This window comes from Gordonia sp. NB41Y (genome assembly GCF_030718915.1).
In the GTDB taxonomy this organism is placed as follows: domain Bacteria; phylum Actinomycetota; class Actinomycetes; order Mycobacteriales; family Mycobacteriaceae; genus Gordonia; species Gordonia desulfuricans.
In genome coordinates this window covers 5414390-5430509 of sequence record NZ_CP132196.1, presented here as the reverse complement: position 1 = coordinate 5430509, position 16120 = coordinate 5414390, and the positions used below count along the sequence as shown (strand labels likewise).

The following is a 16120-nucleotide window of genomic DNA, read 5'->3' as shown; positions in this document are numbered from 1 at the left end:
CACCTCGCGGACCCGGCCCGCGGAGATACCGCTGCGGTCCGCAACGTCTTCGCTGGTCGAGCCGGGACCGAGCCCCTGGGCGAGGACCCGTGTCGAGACCCGGTTCGCCGACCTCAGAAAGCGACCACCGCAGAGCCGGTCACCTCACACACCCGGCCTACGAAGATTTCGACACGCCTCGTCGCTGCGCTCCTCATCGGCTCAATCACCGTATTCGCCGGTCACCTCGCGCACCCGGCGTGCGGAGATATCGCTGCGCGCCGCAACTTATTCGCTGGTCACCTTGGGCACCCGGCCTACGGAGATATCGCTACGCACCGGAACGTCTTCGCCGGACACCCTGCGCACCCGGCCCGCGGAGATATCGCTGCGGTCCGCAACGTCTTCGCTGGTCGAGCCGGGACCGAGCCCCTGGGCGAGGACCCGTGTCGAGACCCGGTTCGCCGACCTCAGAAAGCGACCACCCCAGAGCCGGTCACCTCGCGCACCCGGCCCACGAAGATTTCGACACGCCTCGTCGCTGCGCTCCTCAACGGCTCAATCACCGAACTCGCCGACCTAGCATCCGAACCGCTGCGATGACAAGGAAGCCGCGGTGCACCTGGGCGCACTGCGGCTTCCGACGTGACCGGACTCAGTGGTCCTGTTCGCCGATCCGGTGGACGTGGATCATGTTGGTGGAGCCGACGGTGCCGGGCGGGGCACCGGCGACGATGACGACGACGTCGCCGACCTTGAGACGTCCGATCTTGAGGAGCTGGTGGTCGACCTGGTCGATCATGTGATCGGTGGTGTCGACCTTGCTGACGATGAACGTCTCGGTACCCCAGCTGAGTGCGAGCTGACTGCGGACGGCCTGGGTGGGTGTGAAGGCCAGCAGCGGCAGCCGCGAGTGCAGTCGGGCGAGTCGTCGGACGGTGTCGCCGGACTGGGTGAAGGCGACCATGGCCTTCACTTCGAGGCGCTCGCCGATGTCGCGGGCGGCGTAGGAGATGACGCCGCGCTTGGTGCGGGGCACGTGCGAGAGCGGCGGGACGTCGCGGGAACCGGATTCGACGGCCTGACAGATGCGGTTCATGGTGCTGACGGTCTCGAGCGGCCATTTGCCGACCGAGGTCTCACCGGAGAGCATGACGGCGTCGGCGCCGTCGAGGACGGCGTTGGCGACGTCGGAGGCCTCGGCGCGGGTGGGGCGCGAGTTCTCGATCATGGAGTCGAGCATCTGGGTGGCGACGATCACCGGTTTGGCGTTCTCGCGTGCCATCTGGATGGCGCGCTTCTGGACCAGCGGCACCTGCTCGAGGGGCAGTTCGACGCCCAGGTCGCCGCGGGCGACCATGACGCCGTCGAAGGCGAGCACGATGGCCTCGAGGTTGTCGATGGCCTCGGGCTTCTCGAGCTTGGCGATGACCGGGACGCGGCGGCCGACGCGGTCCATGACCTCGTGGACGAGTTCGATGTCGGACGGGCTGCGCACGAACGACAGGGCGATCAGGTCGACGCCGAGTTCGAGGGCGAACTCGAGGTCGTCGATGTCCTTGTCGCTCAGTGCGGGGATGGAGGTCTTGACGCCGGGCAGGCTCAGGCCCTTGTTGTTGCTGACCGGACCGCCTTCGGTGACGGTGCAGACCACGTCGTTGCCGTCGATGGCGGTGACCTCGAGGCCCACCTTGCCGTCGTCGACGAGGAGCCGGTCACCGGCCTGGGCGTCTTCGGCGAGTTGGGCGTAGGTGGTGGAGACCCGATCCTTGGTGCCGACGATGTCGTCGACGGTGATCCGGACCTCGTCGCCGGTGTTCCACATGACCTGACCGTTGAGGGCACCGTCGTCGACGAACTTGCCGAGACGGATCTTGGGGCCCTGCAGGTCCGCGAGGATGCCGACGGCCTTCTCGGTGGCGTCACCTGCTCGCCGCACTCGCTCGTAGACGGTGCGGTGGTCATCGTGGGTACCGTGACTGAAGTTCAGTCGTGCCACGTCCATACCGGCTTCGACGAGTTCTTTGAGTCGTTCCTCGGTATTGGTGGCAGGGCCCAGGGTGCAAACGATTTTCGTACGGCGCGTCACGGTGTCCACCTTAGTCCGCTCGTTTCGGCTTTCCTATCGGCCGTCACGACTTGTCATCGTGCGGCCATTCGATGTTCGGACGACATGCCTGTTACGCACCGGTTTTCACCGCACCGACAGTGGTAGCGCCGCGGGCCGGACCGGTGACGGCAGATCGGATGAACCCATCAGGAACTCGTCGACGGCACGTGCCGCCGACCGCCCTTCGGCGATCGCCCACACGACGAGCGATGCACCCCGGTGGGCGTCGCCGCAGACGAACACGCCGGGAGCGTCGGTCTGCCAGTCGCTGCCGCACGAGAGCGCTCCACGCCGATTGGGTTCGAGGGCCAGGTCGGTCAGCAGGGGGCCGCGCTGGACTCCCTCGAAACCGATTGCGAACAGGGCGAGTTCGCACGGGATCTCGAACTCGTCGCCGACCGGGGTGATGACGCGACGGCCATCGGGTTCGCGGACCACCTGGACCTCGGCGAGTACCAGGGTGGTGACGTTGCCGTCGGCGTCGCCGACGAACCGCTGCACGGCGACCTGGTATTTGCGTTGTCCGCCTTCATCGTGCGCCGAGGACGAGCGCATGACCAGTGGCCAGGTCGGCCACGGCGAACGGTCGTCGTCGCGGTCGATGGGCAGTTCGGGGTTGTAGTCGAGCTGCACCACCGATGCCGCGCCCTGCCGGTGGGCGGTGCCCAGGCAGTCGGCGCCGGTGTCGCCGCCACCGATGATCACGACATGCTTGCCCTTGGCGGTGATCGGCGACGGTCCGTCGCCTTCGCATTCACGGTTGGCGGGGACCAGATGCTCCATCGCGAGGTGCACACCGTTGAGGTCGCGTCCGGGAACGGGATTGTCGCGGGCGGCCATCGCACCGATGGCCAGGACCACGGCGTCGTGGCGGGCCCGCAGATCGGCGACCGTGAGCGTGGTGCCGACATCACATCCGGTGACGAACTCGGTTCCCTCAGCACGCATCTGGGCGATCCGACGGTCGATATCGGACTTCTGCAGCTTGTACTCGGGGATGCCGTATCGCAGCAGGCCGCCGAGCCGGTCGTCCTTCTCGTAGACGGTGACGTCGTGGCCGGCGCGGGTGAGTTGCTGCGCCGCGGCGAGGCCGCCGGGCCCGGAGCCGACGACGGCGACGGACTTGCCGGTCTTGGCCGCGGGCGGCTCCGGACCGATGATTCCCTCGGCCCACGACTCATGGGCGATGGTCTTCTCGATGCGTTTGATGGTGACGCTGCCGCCGGTGGTGCGATCGGAGATCGACAGCACGCATGCGGCCTCACAGGGTGCGGGACAGACCATCCCGGTGAACTCGGGGAAGTTGTTGGTGGCGTGCAGTCGGCTGCTCGCCGCATCCCAGCGACCCCGCCGGACGAGGTCGTTCCATTCCGGGATCAAGTTGCCCAGAGGGCATCCCGCGGATCCGGAGTGGCAGAACGGGATACCGCAGTCCATGCACCGGCGGGCCTGTTCGGCGACCTCGTCGAGCACCTTGACCGGGTTGGCGGCGTGCTCGTAGACGTCCTCCCAGTCGTGGACGCGTTCGGTCGCAGGCCGGTAGCCGGCCTCTTTCTTCGAGACTTCGAGGAATCCTCGTGGATCAGCCACGTGCCGCCTCCATGATCGCTGAATCGACGTCGCGTCCTTCGGCTTCGGCCATTCTGGCCGCGTCGAGGACCCGCTTGTAATCGGTGGGCATGACCTTGGTGAAGCCGAGGCATCGGCGAGGCCAGTCGGCCAGCATCGATGCGCCGATGGCCGACCCGGTCTGCTCGGTGTGTTTGGCGATGGTCTGCTGCAGCCACAACAGGTCGTCGGGGTCGGGCCGTAGGAGCTCGACCATCGCCATGTTGACCTTCGACGAGTCGAGGTCGTAGACGTAGGCCATGCCGCCGGACATACCCGCGGCCATGTTGCGGCCGGTCGGTCCGAGGATGACGACGCGGCCGCCGGTCATGTACTCGCAGGCGTGGTCGCCGACGCCCTCGACCACGGCGGTGGCACCGGAGTTGCGCACGGAGAACCGTTCGCCCACCTTCCCCCGCAGGTACAGCTCACCGGACGTGGCGCCGTAGAGGATGGTGTTGCCTGCGATCACCTGGTCTTCGGCGATGAACCATGCGTCGGGGTGGGGTGCGACGACGATCTTGCCGCCGCACAGGCCCTTTCCGACGTAGTCGTTGGTGTCGCCGGTCAGGTTGATGGTGACGCCCGGCGGCAGGAAAGCGCCGAGGGACTGTCCGGCGGAGCCGTCGAGGTTGACGACGATGGTGTCCTCGGAGAGCCCCTCGGCACCGTAGCGGCGGGTGACCTCCGAGCCGAGCAGCGTCCCGACGGTGCGGTTGACGTTGCGGACCGGCAGCTCCAGGGTCACCGGATGGGCGTCCTCGAGCGCGCCCTCGGCGAGCTGGATCAGGGTCTGGTCGAGGGCCTTGTCGAGGCCGTGGTCCTGACCGCGCACACGGCGGGTGGGCCCCTTGCCCTCGATGCGCCGGAAGATCGGGGTCAGGTCGAGTCCCTTGCTCTTCCAATGTGCCATGGCGGTGTCGGTGTGCAGCCGCTGGGACTGCCCGATCGCCTCGTCGAGGGTGCGGTATCCCAACTGCGCCAGGTACTTCCGCACATCCTCGGCGATGAATCGGAAGAAGTTGACGATATGCTCGGCCTGGCCGGTGAACCGCGACCGCAGCTGCGGGTTCTGGGTGGCCACACCCACCGGGCAGGTGTCGAGGTGACACACCCGCATCATGATGCAGCCGGACACGATCAGCGGCGCGGTGGAGAAGCCGTACTCCTCGGCACCGAGCAGTGCCGCCATGATCACGTCCCGCGCGGTCCGCAGGGCGCCGTCGCACTGGACGGTGATGCGGTCACGTAACCCGTTGAGCATCAACGTCTGCTGGGCATCGGCCAGACCGATCTCCCAGGGGGTGCCGGCATGTTTGAGCGAGGTCAGCGGGGATGCGCCGGTACCACCGTCATGGCCGGAGATCAGCACGACGTCGGCATGCGCCTTGGACACCCCGGTCGCCACCGTGCCGACACCCACCGCACTGACCAGCTTCACGTGGATGCGGGCCTGCGAGTTGGCGTTCTTCAGATCGTGGATCAGCTGTGCGAGATCCTCGATCGAGTAGATGTCGTGGTGTGGCGGCGGCGAGATCAGCGCGACGCCCGGCGTCGAGTGTCGGGTCTTGGCGATCCACGGGTACACCTTGTACGCCGGGAGTTGTCCGCCCTCACCGGGTTTCGCGCCCTGCGCCATCTTGATCTGGATGTCGGTGGCGTTGATCAGGTAGTCGCTGGTCACGCCGAACCGACCGGAGGCGACCTGTTTGACGGCACTGCGGCGTTCGGGATCGTAGAGGCGGTCGACGTCCTCGCCGCCCTCCCCCGAGTTCGACCGGGCACCGATGCGGTTCATCGCGATCGCGATGGTCTCGTGGGCCTCGGCTGAGATCGATCCGTAGCTCATGGCACCGGTGTTGAACCGGGTCATGATCGACTCGATCGGCTCGACCTCCTCGAGCGGGATCGGGTCGCGGGAGGTGAGGTCGAGTTCGAACAGCCCACGCAGGGTGCCGCCCTCGGCCGACAGACGGTCGACCTCGGCGGAGTACTTCGCGAACACGTCGTCGCGGCCGGTCTTGGTGGCGTGCTGCAGCAGGAACACCGTCTCCGGGGTGAACACGTGCAGTTCGCCCTCGCGGCGGTACTGGTACTCGCCACCCACCTCGAGCCGGCGGTACACCTGCTCGGTGGCGTTCTCCGGGAACGCCCGGTGGTGGCGGATACGTACCTCCTCGGCGAGTTCGTCGAGGCCGACGCCCTCGATCCGGGAGACCGTGCGGGTGAAGTATTCCTTGACCACCGCCGACGACAGCCCGACCGCCTCGAAGGCCTGCGAGGCGGTGTAGGAGGAGATGGTGGAGATCCCCATCTTGCTCATCACCTTGAGCACACCCTTGCCGAGCGCCTCGATGTAGTTGCGGATCGCCTTGGACGAGGCGACACCGGTCAGCTCGCCCTCGCCGATCAGGTCGACGATGGACTCGAGCGCCAGGTACGGGTTGACCGCGGCGGCACCGAAGCCGATCAGCAGCGCGATGTGGTGGACCTCGCGGGCGTCCCCGGACTCGACGACGAGGGCGACCTTGGTGCGTTCCTTGGTCCGCACCAGGTGATGGTGCACCGCGGAGGTGGCCAGCAGCGACGGGATCGGTGCGTGCTCACGATCGGTGTGGCGGTCGGAGATCACCAGGGTGTGGTGGCCCTCGGCGATCGCCTGACTCGCCCGCAGCCGCAGGTCCTCGAGTGCCCGTGCCAGGCCCTCGCCGCCGTCGGCGACCTCGTAGAGACCGTGCAGCACCTTGGCCGACAGTCCCGGATGCTCGCCGTCGTCGTTGATGTGGACGAGTTTGGCGAGGTCGTCGTTGTCGATCACCGGCCAGTGCAGCATGATCTGCCGGCACGACGCCGCCGTCGGCGTCAGCAGATTCTGCTCGGGCCCCATGACACGGCCCATGGAGGTGACGATCTCCTCGCGGATGGCATCCAGCGGCGGGTTGGTGACCTGCGCGAACAATTCCACGAAGTAGTCGTAGAGCAGCCGGGAGCGCTGGGAGAGCACCGCGACCGGGGTGTCGGTGCCCATCGAGCCGAGCGGCTCGTAACCCGACGCCGCCATCGGGGTGAGCAGGACGCGCAGGTCCTCCTCGGTGTAGCCGAACGACACCTGCCGGCGGACGACGGTGTCGTGGTTGGGCTTGTAGACCGGACGGTCCGGCAGGGTGGCGATGTCGAGCAGACCGGCGTGCAGCCATTCGTCGTACGGCTCGTCGTGGATCAGGGAACCCTTGATCTCCTCGTCCGGGATGATCCGGCCCTCGACGGTGTCGACGAGGAACATCTTGCCGGGCTCGAGACGGCCCTTGGAGACGACGTCGTCGACGGGGACGTCGAGCACCCCGGCCTCCGAGGCCAGGATGACGCGACCGTCCCGGGTCTGCCACCAGCGGCCCGGACGCAGACCGTTGCGGTCGAGGACCGCCCCGACCACCTTGCCGTCGGTGAAGGTGACACATGCGGGGCCATCCCATGCCTCCATCAGCGAGGCGTTGAACTGCAGGAAGGCCCGACGCTTGGGATCCATCGACGGCACGTTCTCCCATGCCTCGGGGACCATCAGCATCACCGCGTGCGCAACGCTGCGCCCGCCGAGATGCAGGAGTTCGAGGACCTCGTCCAGTGACGCGGAGTCCGATGCCTCCGGTGTGCAGATGGGGAAACAGCGTTTGAGGTCGCCGGGGATGAGGTCGGTGGCCAGCATCGCCTCACGGGCCCGCATGCGGTTGCGGTTGCCGCGCACGGTGTTGATCTCGCCGTTGTGGGCGACGAAGCGGAACGGGTGGGCCAGCGGCCACGACGGGAACGTGTTGGTGGAGAACCGGGAATGCACGATCGCGATGGCACTCAGACACCGCTCGTCACGCAGGTCCGGGTAGTACAGCGGCAGCTGGATGGTGGTGAGCATGCCCTTGTAGACCATCGTCCGGCTCGACAGCGACGGGAAGTACAGGCCGGTGCCGGCCTCCTCGATCTCCGCGGTGACGCGCTCGGCCTGCTTGCGGAACGGGTAGATGGCGCGGTCGAGGTCGACGCCGGAGAGCCGATGGGTGCCGGTGGACGGGTCGACGGTGACGAACAGCTGCGCCATGAACGGCATGCAGTCGACGGCGGTGGCCCCGATGTCGGCGCCGGTGGGATCGACCGGCAGATCACGCCAGCCGAGGACGGTGATGCCCTCGGCGTCGGCCAGCTCGGCGACGCGTGCCTGGGCGGCCGCACGGAGTTCGGGATCGGCGGGCAGGAAACAGGTACCCGCGGCATAGGTGTTGTCGCCCGACGGCGACGGTGCGGGCAGGGCGAAGTCGACGGTGGCCCGCAGGAGCTCGTCGGGCAGCTGGATCAGGATGCCGGCGCCGTCGCCACTGTTGGCCTCGGCACCGGCCGCACCGCGATGCTCGAGATTCTCGAGCGCGAGCAGACCGTCGGCGACGATCGAATGTGATCGACGGCCGTAGATGTCGGTGACCATGGCCACACCGCACGAGTCGACCTCGGCCTCGGGGTCATAGAGGCCCTGCTTTGCCGGGAGCGCCGAAAACAACATCACTAACCTCCACCGGATTCTGACGAATCGTATGGTCGATGTCCGCAGGGACAGCGCTGGCCCGTGGAGCTTGCACCGGGCTGCGGACGTGGGGCTGCCGCAGACCGTGAAACCTGAGTTTATCCGACCACAGGCCCCGGTGTCGGTGGAGAAGGCCGGATTTCAGGTGTGGGATTCGTCGTATGACGCACGGAACACGTCACGAGGTGCGCGACTGATCCTCACCCGTGGTGTCGGCCGAGTCGCCTGCCGGATCGACCGACGACGAGTCGGCTTCCGGTTCACCGGAGATGCCGGAATCGGCCGGGGTGTCCTGTCCGGATCCACCGCCGGTGTCAGGAGCCTCGTCGGTGTCGGGAGCCTCGCCGGTGTCGGGAGCCTCGTCGGTGTCGCGAGCCTCGTCGGGGACGTCCTCGGATGCTTCGTTGGCCCGTTCGTCCGACGTTTCGTCGGTGGTGTCCGGAGTGGTGTCGCTATCGGTGGTGTCGGTATCGGTGGCGTCCGCGGCGGTGGCATCCGTGGCGGTGTCAGCGGCGGCATCGCCCGAGTCGCCCTCCGACTCCTCGGTATCGGCGATCTCGGCGGCGGACGTGGCCGTCGCCGACTCCCCTGTGCCTGTCTCCTCTGTGCCTGTCTCCTCTGCGCCCGACTCCTCTGCGCCTGTCTCCTCTGCGCCCGACTTCTCTGCGCCCGACTCCTCTGCGCCGGTCTCCTCGTCTGCCGCGCCCGCCTCGGCGGTGTCGTCCGCCGTGCTCTGCTCCACGGGGGTCTGGCCGTCACGGGACTCATCGACCGTGGTGATCACGGTGGTCTCGTCCCCTGTCGTGTCGGCCTCTGTCGTGTCGGCCTCTGTCGTGTCGGGCTCTGCGGTGTCGGGCTCTGCGGTGTCGTCACCGGCCGATGCGGCGACCTCGTCGACAGCGTCATCGGTCGCCACGTCCTCGGCGAGCGGCGGCACCACATCGTCGGGCTCGCCATCGGCATTCTCGTCGTCGACCGGCTCGTCATCGACGTCTTCGAAGGTCTGGTCGTCGACGTACCCGACCGCACCCTCGGCCCTGAGCTCCGCGGCGCGGCGCGGGTGGTACATCTCGAGCCCCTGCTCGCGACCCTTGGTGGCCACCACGAAGTAGATGGCGGCGGCGGCGAACAGGACGGCGGCGGTGAACACGTTGATCCGGACACCGGCGATCATCGTGTACGCGGTGTCGGAGCGCAGCAGCTCCACCACGAAGCGGCCGACGCAGTAGCCGGCGACGTACAACGCGAACAGGCGGCCGTGACCGATCCGCAGATAACGGTCGAGCAGCACCAGCACGACCACCACGAGCACGTTCCAGAGCAGCTCGTAGAGGAACGTCGGCTGCACCACCGAGTAGACGACGCCGGTGGAGTGACCGTTGATCAGACCCGGACCGGTCTGGTAGCCGTCGGTGCGTTCGTAGATCTCCAGGCCCCACGGCAGCGTGGTCTCACGGCCGTAGAGCTCCTGGTTGAAGTAGTTGCCGAGCCGACCGATGGCCTGCGCCAACAGGATCGGCGGTGCGATCGCGTCACCGAAGGCAGGTAGCCGAATCCCGGCCAGGCGGGCACCGATCCAGGCGCCGAGCGCGCCGAAGATCACCGCACCCCAGATTCCGAGACCACCGTCCCAGATCCGGAAGACGTCCATCGGCGACTTCGGACCGTCGCCGAAGTAGATCTGCCAGTCGGTCAGGACGTGATAGATGCGGCCGCCGATCAGACCGAACGGCACCGCCCAGATCGCGATGTCGAGGACTTCGCCGGGCTGACCACCACGCGCCTGCCAGCGACGATCGCCCCACCAGACGGCGATGATGATGCCGGCGATGATGCACAGTGCATAAGCGCGAAGCGGGATCGGTCCCAGATGCCAGACACCTTGCGGTGGACTCGGAATGTAGGCGAGCAGCGTGGTAGTCGGCGCGATCACGGTCACACACTAGCCGAACCCGGACACCGCTCCTGCGATGCCCGGGTCCGGTCGGTGTGTGGGTCTATCGGGGTGTGGTCGGGTGGGCCACGCCCTCGGCCAGTTCGGCGACGAGCGCACGCAGGTGGTCGTCGCCGGCCTTGGCCGCGGTCACCAGCGCCGACCCGACGATCACACCGTCGGCATAGGACGCGATGTCGGCGGCCTGCTGCCGGTTACGCACGCCCAGGCCGACGCCGATCGGGATGTCGGAGTGGGCACGGACACGGGCGCACAGCTCCGGTGCGGCATCGGACACGGCGTCGCGGGCACCGGTGACACCCATCGTCGACGCCGCGTAGACGAACCCTCGGCACGAGTCGACGGTGAGCGCGATCCGTTCCGGTGTGGACGACGGCGCCACCAGGTAGATGCGATCGATCCCGTACTTGTCGGAGGCGGCATGCCAGGCGGCACCCTCCTCCGGGATCAGGTTGGGCGTGATCAGGCCGGCACCACCGGCCGCGGCGAGATCGCGGGCGAACTCGTCGACGCCGTACTGCAGGATCAGGTTCCAGTAGCTCATCACCACGGCGGTTCCGCCCGCCTCGGTGATCGCCTTGACCGCGGTGAACACGTCACGCACCCGCACACCGTTGGTCAGCGCGAGGTCGGCGGCCTCCTGGATCGTGGGGCCGTCCATCACCGGGTCGGAGTACGGGATGCCGACCTCGATGATGTCGCAGCCGGCCTCGACCATCGTGCGGAACGACTGCACCGACGCGGGCACCGTCGGGAACCCGACCGGCAGGTAGCCGATCAGCGCGGCCCGCCCCTGCTCGCGGCACTTCTCGAACACCGGACCCAGCTTGGAGTCGGCGGCGCGGTGCGTCGACGCGGCGGCGGTCATCGGCTGGTCTCCTCGGTGCTCGCGGCGGTCGGTGCGGTGACCCCGGCCTCGGCTTCGGACGGCGGCGGATCGAACAGGTGGAACCAGTGCGCGGCGGTGTCGACGTCCTTGTCGCCACGACCCGACAGCGACACCACGATGATGGCGCCCTCACCCAGCTCCTTGCCGAGCTTGAGCGCACCGGCGACGGCGTGGGCCGACTCGATGGCCGGGATGATGCCCTCACGGCGGCTGAGCAGACCCAGCGCGTCCATCGCCTCGGTGTCGGTGATCGGGCGGTACTCGGCGCGGCCGATGTCCTTGAGGTAGGCGTGCTCGGGGCCGACGCCCGGGTAGTCCAGACCGGCCGAGATCGAATGCGACTCGATGGTCTGGCCGTCCTCGTCCTGCAACAGATACGAGTAGGCGCCCTGGAAGGCACCCGGGGTTCCACCGGTGAAGGTGGCCGCATGCCGGCCGGTCTCCACGCCGTCACCGGCCGCCTCGAAGCCCACCAGGCGGACGTCGGCGTCGTCGATGAACGGATGGAAGATGCCGATCGCGTTGGAGCCGCCACCGACGCAGGCGGTCACGGCGTCGGGCAGACGCCCCTCGGCGGCGAGGATCTGCGCCCGCGCCTCCATGCCGATGATGCGCTGCAGGTCGCGGACCAGCAGCGGGAACGGGTGCGGTCCCGCCGCAGTACCGAAGCAGTAATAAGTGTTGTGCGCGTTGGTGACCCAGTCGCGCATCGCCTCGTTGATCGCATCCTTGAGGGTGGCCGAGCCGGTGTCGACGGCGATCACCTCGGCACCGAGCAGGCGCATCCGGGCGACGTTGAGGGCCTGCCGGTCGGTGTCCACGCGGCCCATGTAGACCACGCACTCCATACCGAGCAGCGCGCAGGCGGTGGCGGTGGCCACGCCGTGCTGGCCGGCACCGGTCTCGGCGATCACGCGGGTCTTGCCCATGCGCTGGGCCAGCAGCGCCTGCCCGAGCACATTGTTGATCTTGTGCGAACCGGTGTGGTTGAGATCCTCACGCTTGAGGAAGATCCTTGCGCCACCGGCATATTCGCTCAGCCGCTTGGCCTCGTACAACGGCGAGGGCCGACCGGTGTAGTCGCGCTGCAGCCGGTCGAGCTCACCAAGGTACTCGGGGTCGGTACGCATCTTCTCGTAGGTGACGGTCACCTCGTCGATGACCGCCATCAGCGCCTCGGGCAGATGACGCCCGCCGTAGACCCCGAAATGCCCGCCCTCGTCGGGTTCGACCGACGTACGGGTGGACACACCCTGGCTGGCGGTCGGCAGACCGGCAGCAGGGGCGGATGAGGCGACCGACTGGTCGCCGTGCTCGATCGTCACAGAGAACTCACTGACTGCACAGTGTTCGTCGGCGACTCCGGCTCACGCCGGAAGCCGCACTCAGCGAACAGGTTTCGGACAGGACGGATGGGTGCCGGCAGTGACCAGCTCGGACACCGCCACACGCGGGTCGCCACTGGTCACCAAACCCTCACCCACCAGAACCGCATCGGCGCCGGCACCGGCGAATGCCAGCAGGTCGGCGGTACCGCGGACGCCCGACTCGGCCACACGGATGACCTTGGTCGGCAGCCCCGGAGCGATGCGGGAGAAGTTGTCGCGGTCGACCTCGAGGGTCTTCAGATTGCGATTGTTGACACCGACGACCGACGCACCGGCCTCCAGTGCGCGGTTGGCCTCTTCCTCGGTGTGGACCTCGACGAGCGCGGTCATCCCGAGGCTCTCGGTGCGGTCGAGCAGCGACGACAACACGTTCTGCTCCAGTGCCGCCACGATCAGCAGGATCATGTCGGCACCGTGCGCCCGGGCCTCGTGGATCTGGTACGGCCCGACGATGAAATCCTTGCGCAGCACCGGGATGCTCACCGCCGCCCGGACTGCGTCGAGGTCGGCCAGCGAACCGTGGAAGCGACGCTCCTCGGTCAGCACGCTGATGATCCGTGCCCCGCCGGCCTCGTAGGCCGATGCCAGTTCGGCCGGGTCGGCGATGGTCGCCAACGCACCCTTGGACGGGCTGGCCCGCTTCACCTCGGCGATGACGCCGATGCCCGGTTCCCGCAGGGCCGCCATGACGTCCTTGGGCTCAGGGGCCTTGAGCGAGGCCGCCTTGACGGCCTCGAAATCGATGACCGCCTCGCGCGCGGCGACGTCGGCCTTGACTCCCTCGATGATCGAATCGAGGACGCTGGGAGTGCTCACGACAGATGTTCCCTTTCCCACGATCCTTGCCCGCCCCAGGGTAGTCCGCGACTCCGGACGGCCCGTGCGCGGGTTACCTCACAGTCCCTTGCGCACCGGCGGTTCGTCAGTGCGGGTCGGTCGGGTCGATCCCCGTGTCGAGCGCATCCCACATCATCCGCTCGTTGGCCTGCGGCTTCCGGTCGGCCTTCGACGTGTCCGCCGACCCCGCCGCGGTGCCCTCGTCGCCGGCCGGTGCGGCGTCGTCGGACCCACCGGACTTGCGCCTTTCGTAGTCGGCGAAGACCTGGCGTTCGAGCTCCTCCCGGCGAGCCGCCGGGGTGCGGTACTTGCTCGACATCCCCGCACCGGACGCCGCGCGCATCAACAGCACGGCCGCGCCGACGCAGCCGAGCGTCCCGGCCAGCACCACGATCGCCACCCATGCATTGGCGGTGGTCAGCCGCACGACGTAGCGGTCGGCCAGATCGATGGCGCGGGCGGCATACAGCGAATCCGAACCGCTCGTGGCCATCGACAACGCCGGGAACGCCGCCAGCACGCCGCCGGCGGCGACGAGCACCGCCAGGACCCGCAGCGCCCATCCCCGCAGCGAGAACGCCGCCAGGATCCCGGCCAGCAGCACCAACGCCAGCGGCGTCAGCCACGGACTCCAGTCGGCGCCCTTCACCGTCAGGTACCGGTCCGGCGACATCCCGTCCCCGGCGAACACCGTCGCCCAGGTCAGCCGCGACGCCCCCCAGAAGGCTGCCGCCGCCGCGGCCATCAGGACCGCGGCGATGATCTTGGTGCGACGGATCGTCGCCGCACTCCCGGTGCTCCCGCCACCGGCGGCATCATCGGGGCCGCCGGGAGCCGTGCTGCCGGTCTCGGGGCTGCCGGTCTCGGGGCTGCCGGTCTCGGGGCTGTCGGCATCGGGGCCGGGCGCCGGGGTATCCGACGGGGTCGGGTCCTGCTGGTCACTCATCTGGGTGGGTCGCCTCCTCGGGCTCCGGTGCGGCGCCGACCCGTCGCATCGTGGACGCGGCGGCCACGGCGTTGAGCACCGCCGTCGCCTTGTTGCGCGCCTCGTTGTATTCGTAATCGGGATCGCTGTCGGCGACCACGCCGCCGCCGGCCTGCACGTAGGCACGTCCCTGCTTGATCAGTGCGGTACGGATGGCGATGGCGGTGTCGGCATTGCCCGCGAAGTCGAGGTAGCCGACGATGCCGCCGTAGAGTCCGCGACGGGTGATCTCGTGCTCGTCGATGATCTCCATCGCACGCACCTTGGGTGCGCCGGTCAGGGTGCCCGCCGGGAAGCAGGCGGTGACCGCGTCGAGGGCGTCCTTGTCCTCACGCAGGGTCCCCGACACCGTCGACACCAGGTGCATGACGTGGCTGTAGCGCTCGATGTGCCGGTAGTCGCTCACCTTGACCGTGCCCGGACGGCACACCCGGCCCAGGTCGTTGCGGCCGAGATCGACGAGCATCAGGTGCTCGGCGTTCTCCTTCTCGTCCTCGAGGAGCCCCTTGCCGAGCAGCTGGTCCTCCTCTTCGGTGGCGCCACGCCAGCGGGTTCCGGCGATCGGGTGCGTCGTGGCGACCCGGTCGGACACGGTGACCAGGGCCTCCGGACTGGAACCGACGATGGTGATCGGCTCGGAATCGCTGCCCTCCGGACCGGTCGGCATGCGCAGCAGGTACATGTACGGGCTCGGGTTGGAGGCGCGCAGCACCCTGTACACGTCGACCGGATCGGCGGCAGAATCCATCTCGAACCGCATCGACGGCACCACCTGGAAGGCCTCACCGGCCTCGATCTCGCCGATCACCGACCGGACGATCCCGTGATACTCCTCGCGGCTGCGCTGCACCGTGAAATCCGGTGCGGGACGGCTGAAGTGGGACACCGTCGACGGTGCCGGCGAGGCCAGCGCCGCGGTCATCCGGTCGAGCCGGGCGACGGAGTCGGCGTATGCCTCAGCGGCCCGCTCGGCACTCCCGTCCCAGTTGACCGCGTTGGCGATCAGGGTGATGGTGCCCTCGTGGTGATCGACCGCGGCCAGGTCGGTGGCCAGCAGCATCATCAGATCCGGCAGACCCAGATCGTCGACGGTGGTCTCCGGCAGCCGCTCCAGACGCCGCACCATGTCGTAGGCCATGAACCCGACGAAACCACCGGTCAGCGGCGGCAGATCGGGCAGCGGGTCGGTGGCGAGCAGCTTCAGCGACTCGGCGAGCACGGTCAACGGGTCACCGTCGACCGGGGCGCCGGACGGCACGGTGCCCCACCAGTGCGCCTTGCCGTCGACGACGGTCAGCGCCGACGGTGCGCCCGCTCCGATGAACGACCAGCGCGACCACGACCGGCCGTTCTCCGCCGACTCCAGCAGGAAGGTGCCCGGACGGTCGCCGGCGAGTTTGCGGTACGCCGACAACGGGGTCTCCGAGTCGGCGAGCACCTTGCGGGTGACCGGCACGACGCGATGATCGGCCGCCAGGTCGAGGAAGTCGGCCAGGGTCGTGGTGGTGTCGGACGCACCCGGTCCGGTGGTGGCGCTCATCCGAGCGGCTCGCCGCCGACGCCCCACTGCGAGCGCGGGATCTCGTTGATCGTCACCCACACCGAATCGGGATTCTTGCCGGTGGCCCGGGCGTAGGCCTCGGTGACCGCGGCAATGGTCTCCCGTTTGACCCGGTCGGAGAGTCCGGGGGTCTGCGAGATCTGGATCAGGGGCATACCTGCTCGCCTTTCGTCGTCAAATCTGGGGCGGACTCACGTGGGCCCGATTGTGCTCCTGGTCGCAAGCCTGTCGGCCCCGATTGT

Annotated in this window: 9 protein-coding genes and 1 pseudogene; all 10 read right to left on the bottom strand. The window is 68.4% G+C overall.

The window, feature by feature from the left end; all coding sequences use genetic code 11:
- Nucleotides 1–634 precede the first annotated feature (634 nt).
- Nucleotides 635–2068, bottom strand: a complete 1434-nt coding sequence (gene pyk, locus Q9K23_RS23705) for a pyruvate kinase (protein ID WP_053777865.1) — start codon at nucleotides 2066–2068, stop codon at nucleotides 635–637.
- 105 nt (nucleotides 2069–2173) lie between these two features.
- Entirely contained in the window at nucleotides 2174–3679 is a 1506-nt protein-coding gene (locus tag Q9K23_RS23700) for a glutamate synthase subunit beta (protein WP_053777807.1), read from the bottom strand.
- On the bottom strand, nucleotides 3672–8243 hold the full coding sequence (gene gltB, locus Q9K23_RS23695; protein WP_053777806.1) for a glutamate synthase large subunit: 4572 nt from the start codon (nucleotides 8241–8243) through the stop codon (nucleotides 3672–3674). Before gltB ends, Q9K23_RS23700 begins: the two co-directional genes overlap by 8 nt.
- Nucleotides 8244–8442: 199 nt before the next feature.
- A complete protein-coding gene (lgt, locus tag Q9K23_RS23690) occupies nucleotides 8443–10197 on the bottom strand; it encodes a prolipoprotein diacylglyceryl transferase (protein ID WP_315972018.1) in 1755 nt (584 codons plus the stop codon).
- 64 nt (nucleotides 10198–10261) lie between these two features.
- A complete protein-coding gene (gene trpA, locus Q9K23_RS23685; protein WP_053777805.1) occupies nucleotides 10262–11086 on the bottom strand; it encodes a tryptophan synthase subunit alpha in 825 nt (274 codons plus the stop codon).
- Nucleotides 11083–12426, bottom strand: coding sequence for a tryptophan synthase subunit beta (gene trpB / locus Q9K23_RS23680; RefSeq protein WP_053777864.1), 1344 nt, complete (start codon nucleotides 12424–12426; stop codon nucleotides 11083–11085). The genes trpA and trpB overlap by 4 nt, the downstream gene beginning before the upstream one ends.
- A 66-nt stretch (nucleotides 12427–12492) precedes the next feature.
- Nucleotides 12493–13311 (bottom strand): indole-3-glycerol phosphate synthase TrpC, encoded by an 819-nt coding sequence (trpC, locus tag Q9K23_RS23675; RefSeq protein ID WP_020794146.1) that lies wholly within the window; start codon nucleotides 13309–13311, stop codon nucleotides 12493–12495.
- Nucleotides 13312–13417: 106 nt separating this feature from the next.
- On the bottom strand, nucleotides 13418–14278 hold the full coding sequence (locus Q9K23_RS23670; protein WP_082365964.1) for a TIGR02234 family membrane protein: 861 nt from the start codon (nucleotides 14276–14278) through the stop codon (nucleotides 13418–13420).
- The gene (locus Q9K23_RS23665; RefSeq protein WP_053777804.1) at nucleotides 14271–15857 is read right to left on the bottom strand and encodes an anthranilate synthase component I; all 1587 of its coding nucleotides are present in this window, start codon (nucleotides 15855–15857) and stop codon (nucleotides 14271–14273) included. Before Q9K23_RS23665 ends, Q9K23_RS23670 begins: the two co-directional genes overlap by 8 nt.
- Nucleotides 15854–16036, bottom strand: a pseudogene (locus Q9K23_RS23660) (4-oxalocrotonate tautomerase family protein); the annotation flags it as partial. The gene Q9K23_RS23665 and the pseudogene Q9K23_RS23660, both read right to left, overlap by 4 nt.
- Nucleotides 16037–16120 lie beyond the last annotated feature (84 nt).

Coding starts and splice junctions, on each gene's coding strand:
- gltB (WP_053777806.1), bottom strand. CDS start 8,243: ATGTTGTTTTCGGCGCTCCCGGCAAAGCAGGGCCTCTATGACCCCGAG.
- trpA (WP_053777805.1), bottom strand. CDS start 11,086: ATGACCGCCGCCGCGTCGACGCACCGCGCCGCCGACTCCAAGCTGGGT.
- Q9K23_RS23670 (WP_082365964.1), bottom strand. CDS start 14,278: ATGAGTGACCAGCAGGACCCGACCCCGTCGGATACCCCGGCGCCCGGC.
- Q9K23_RS23665 (WP_053777804.1), bottom strand. CDS start 15,857: ATGAGCGCCACCACCGGACCGGGTGCGTCCGACACCACCACGACCCTG.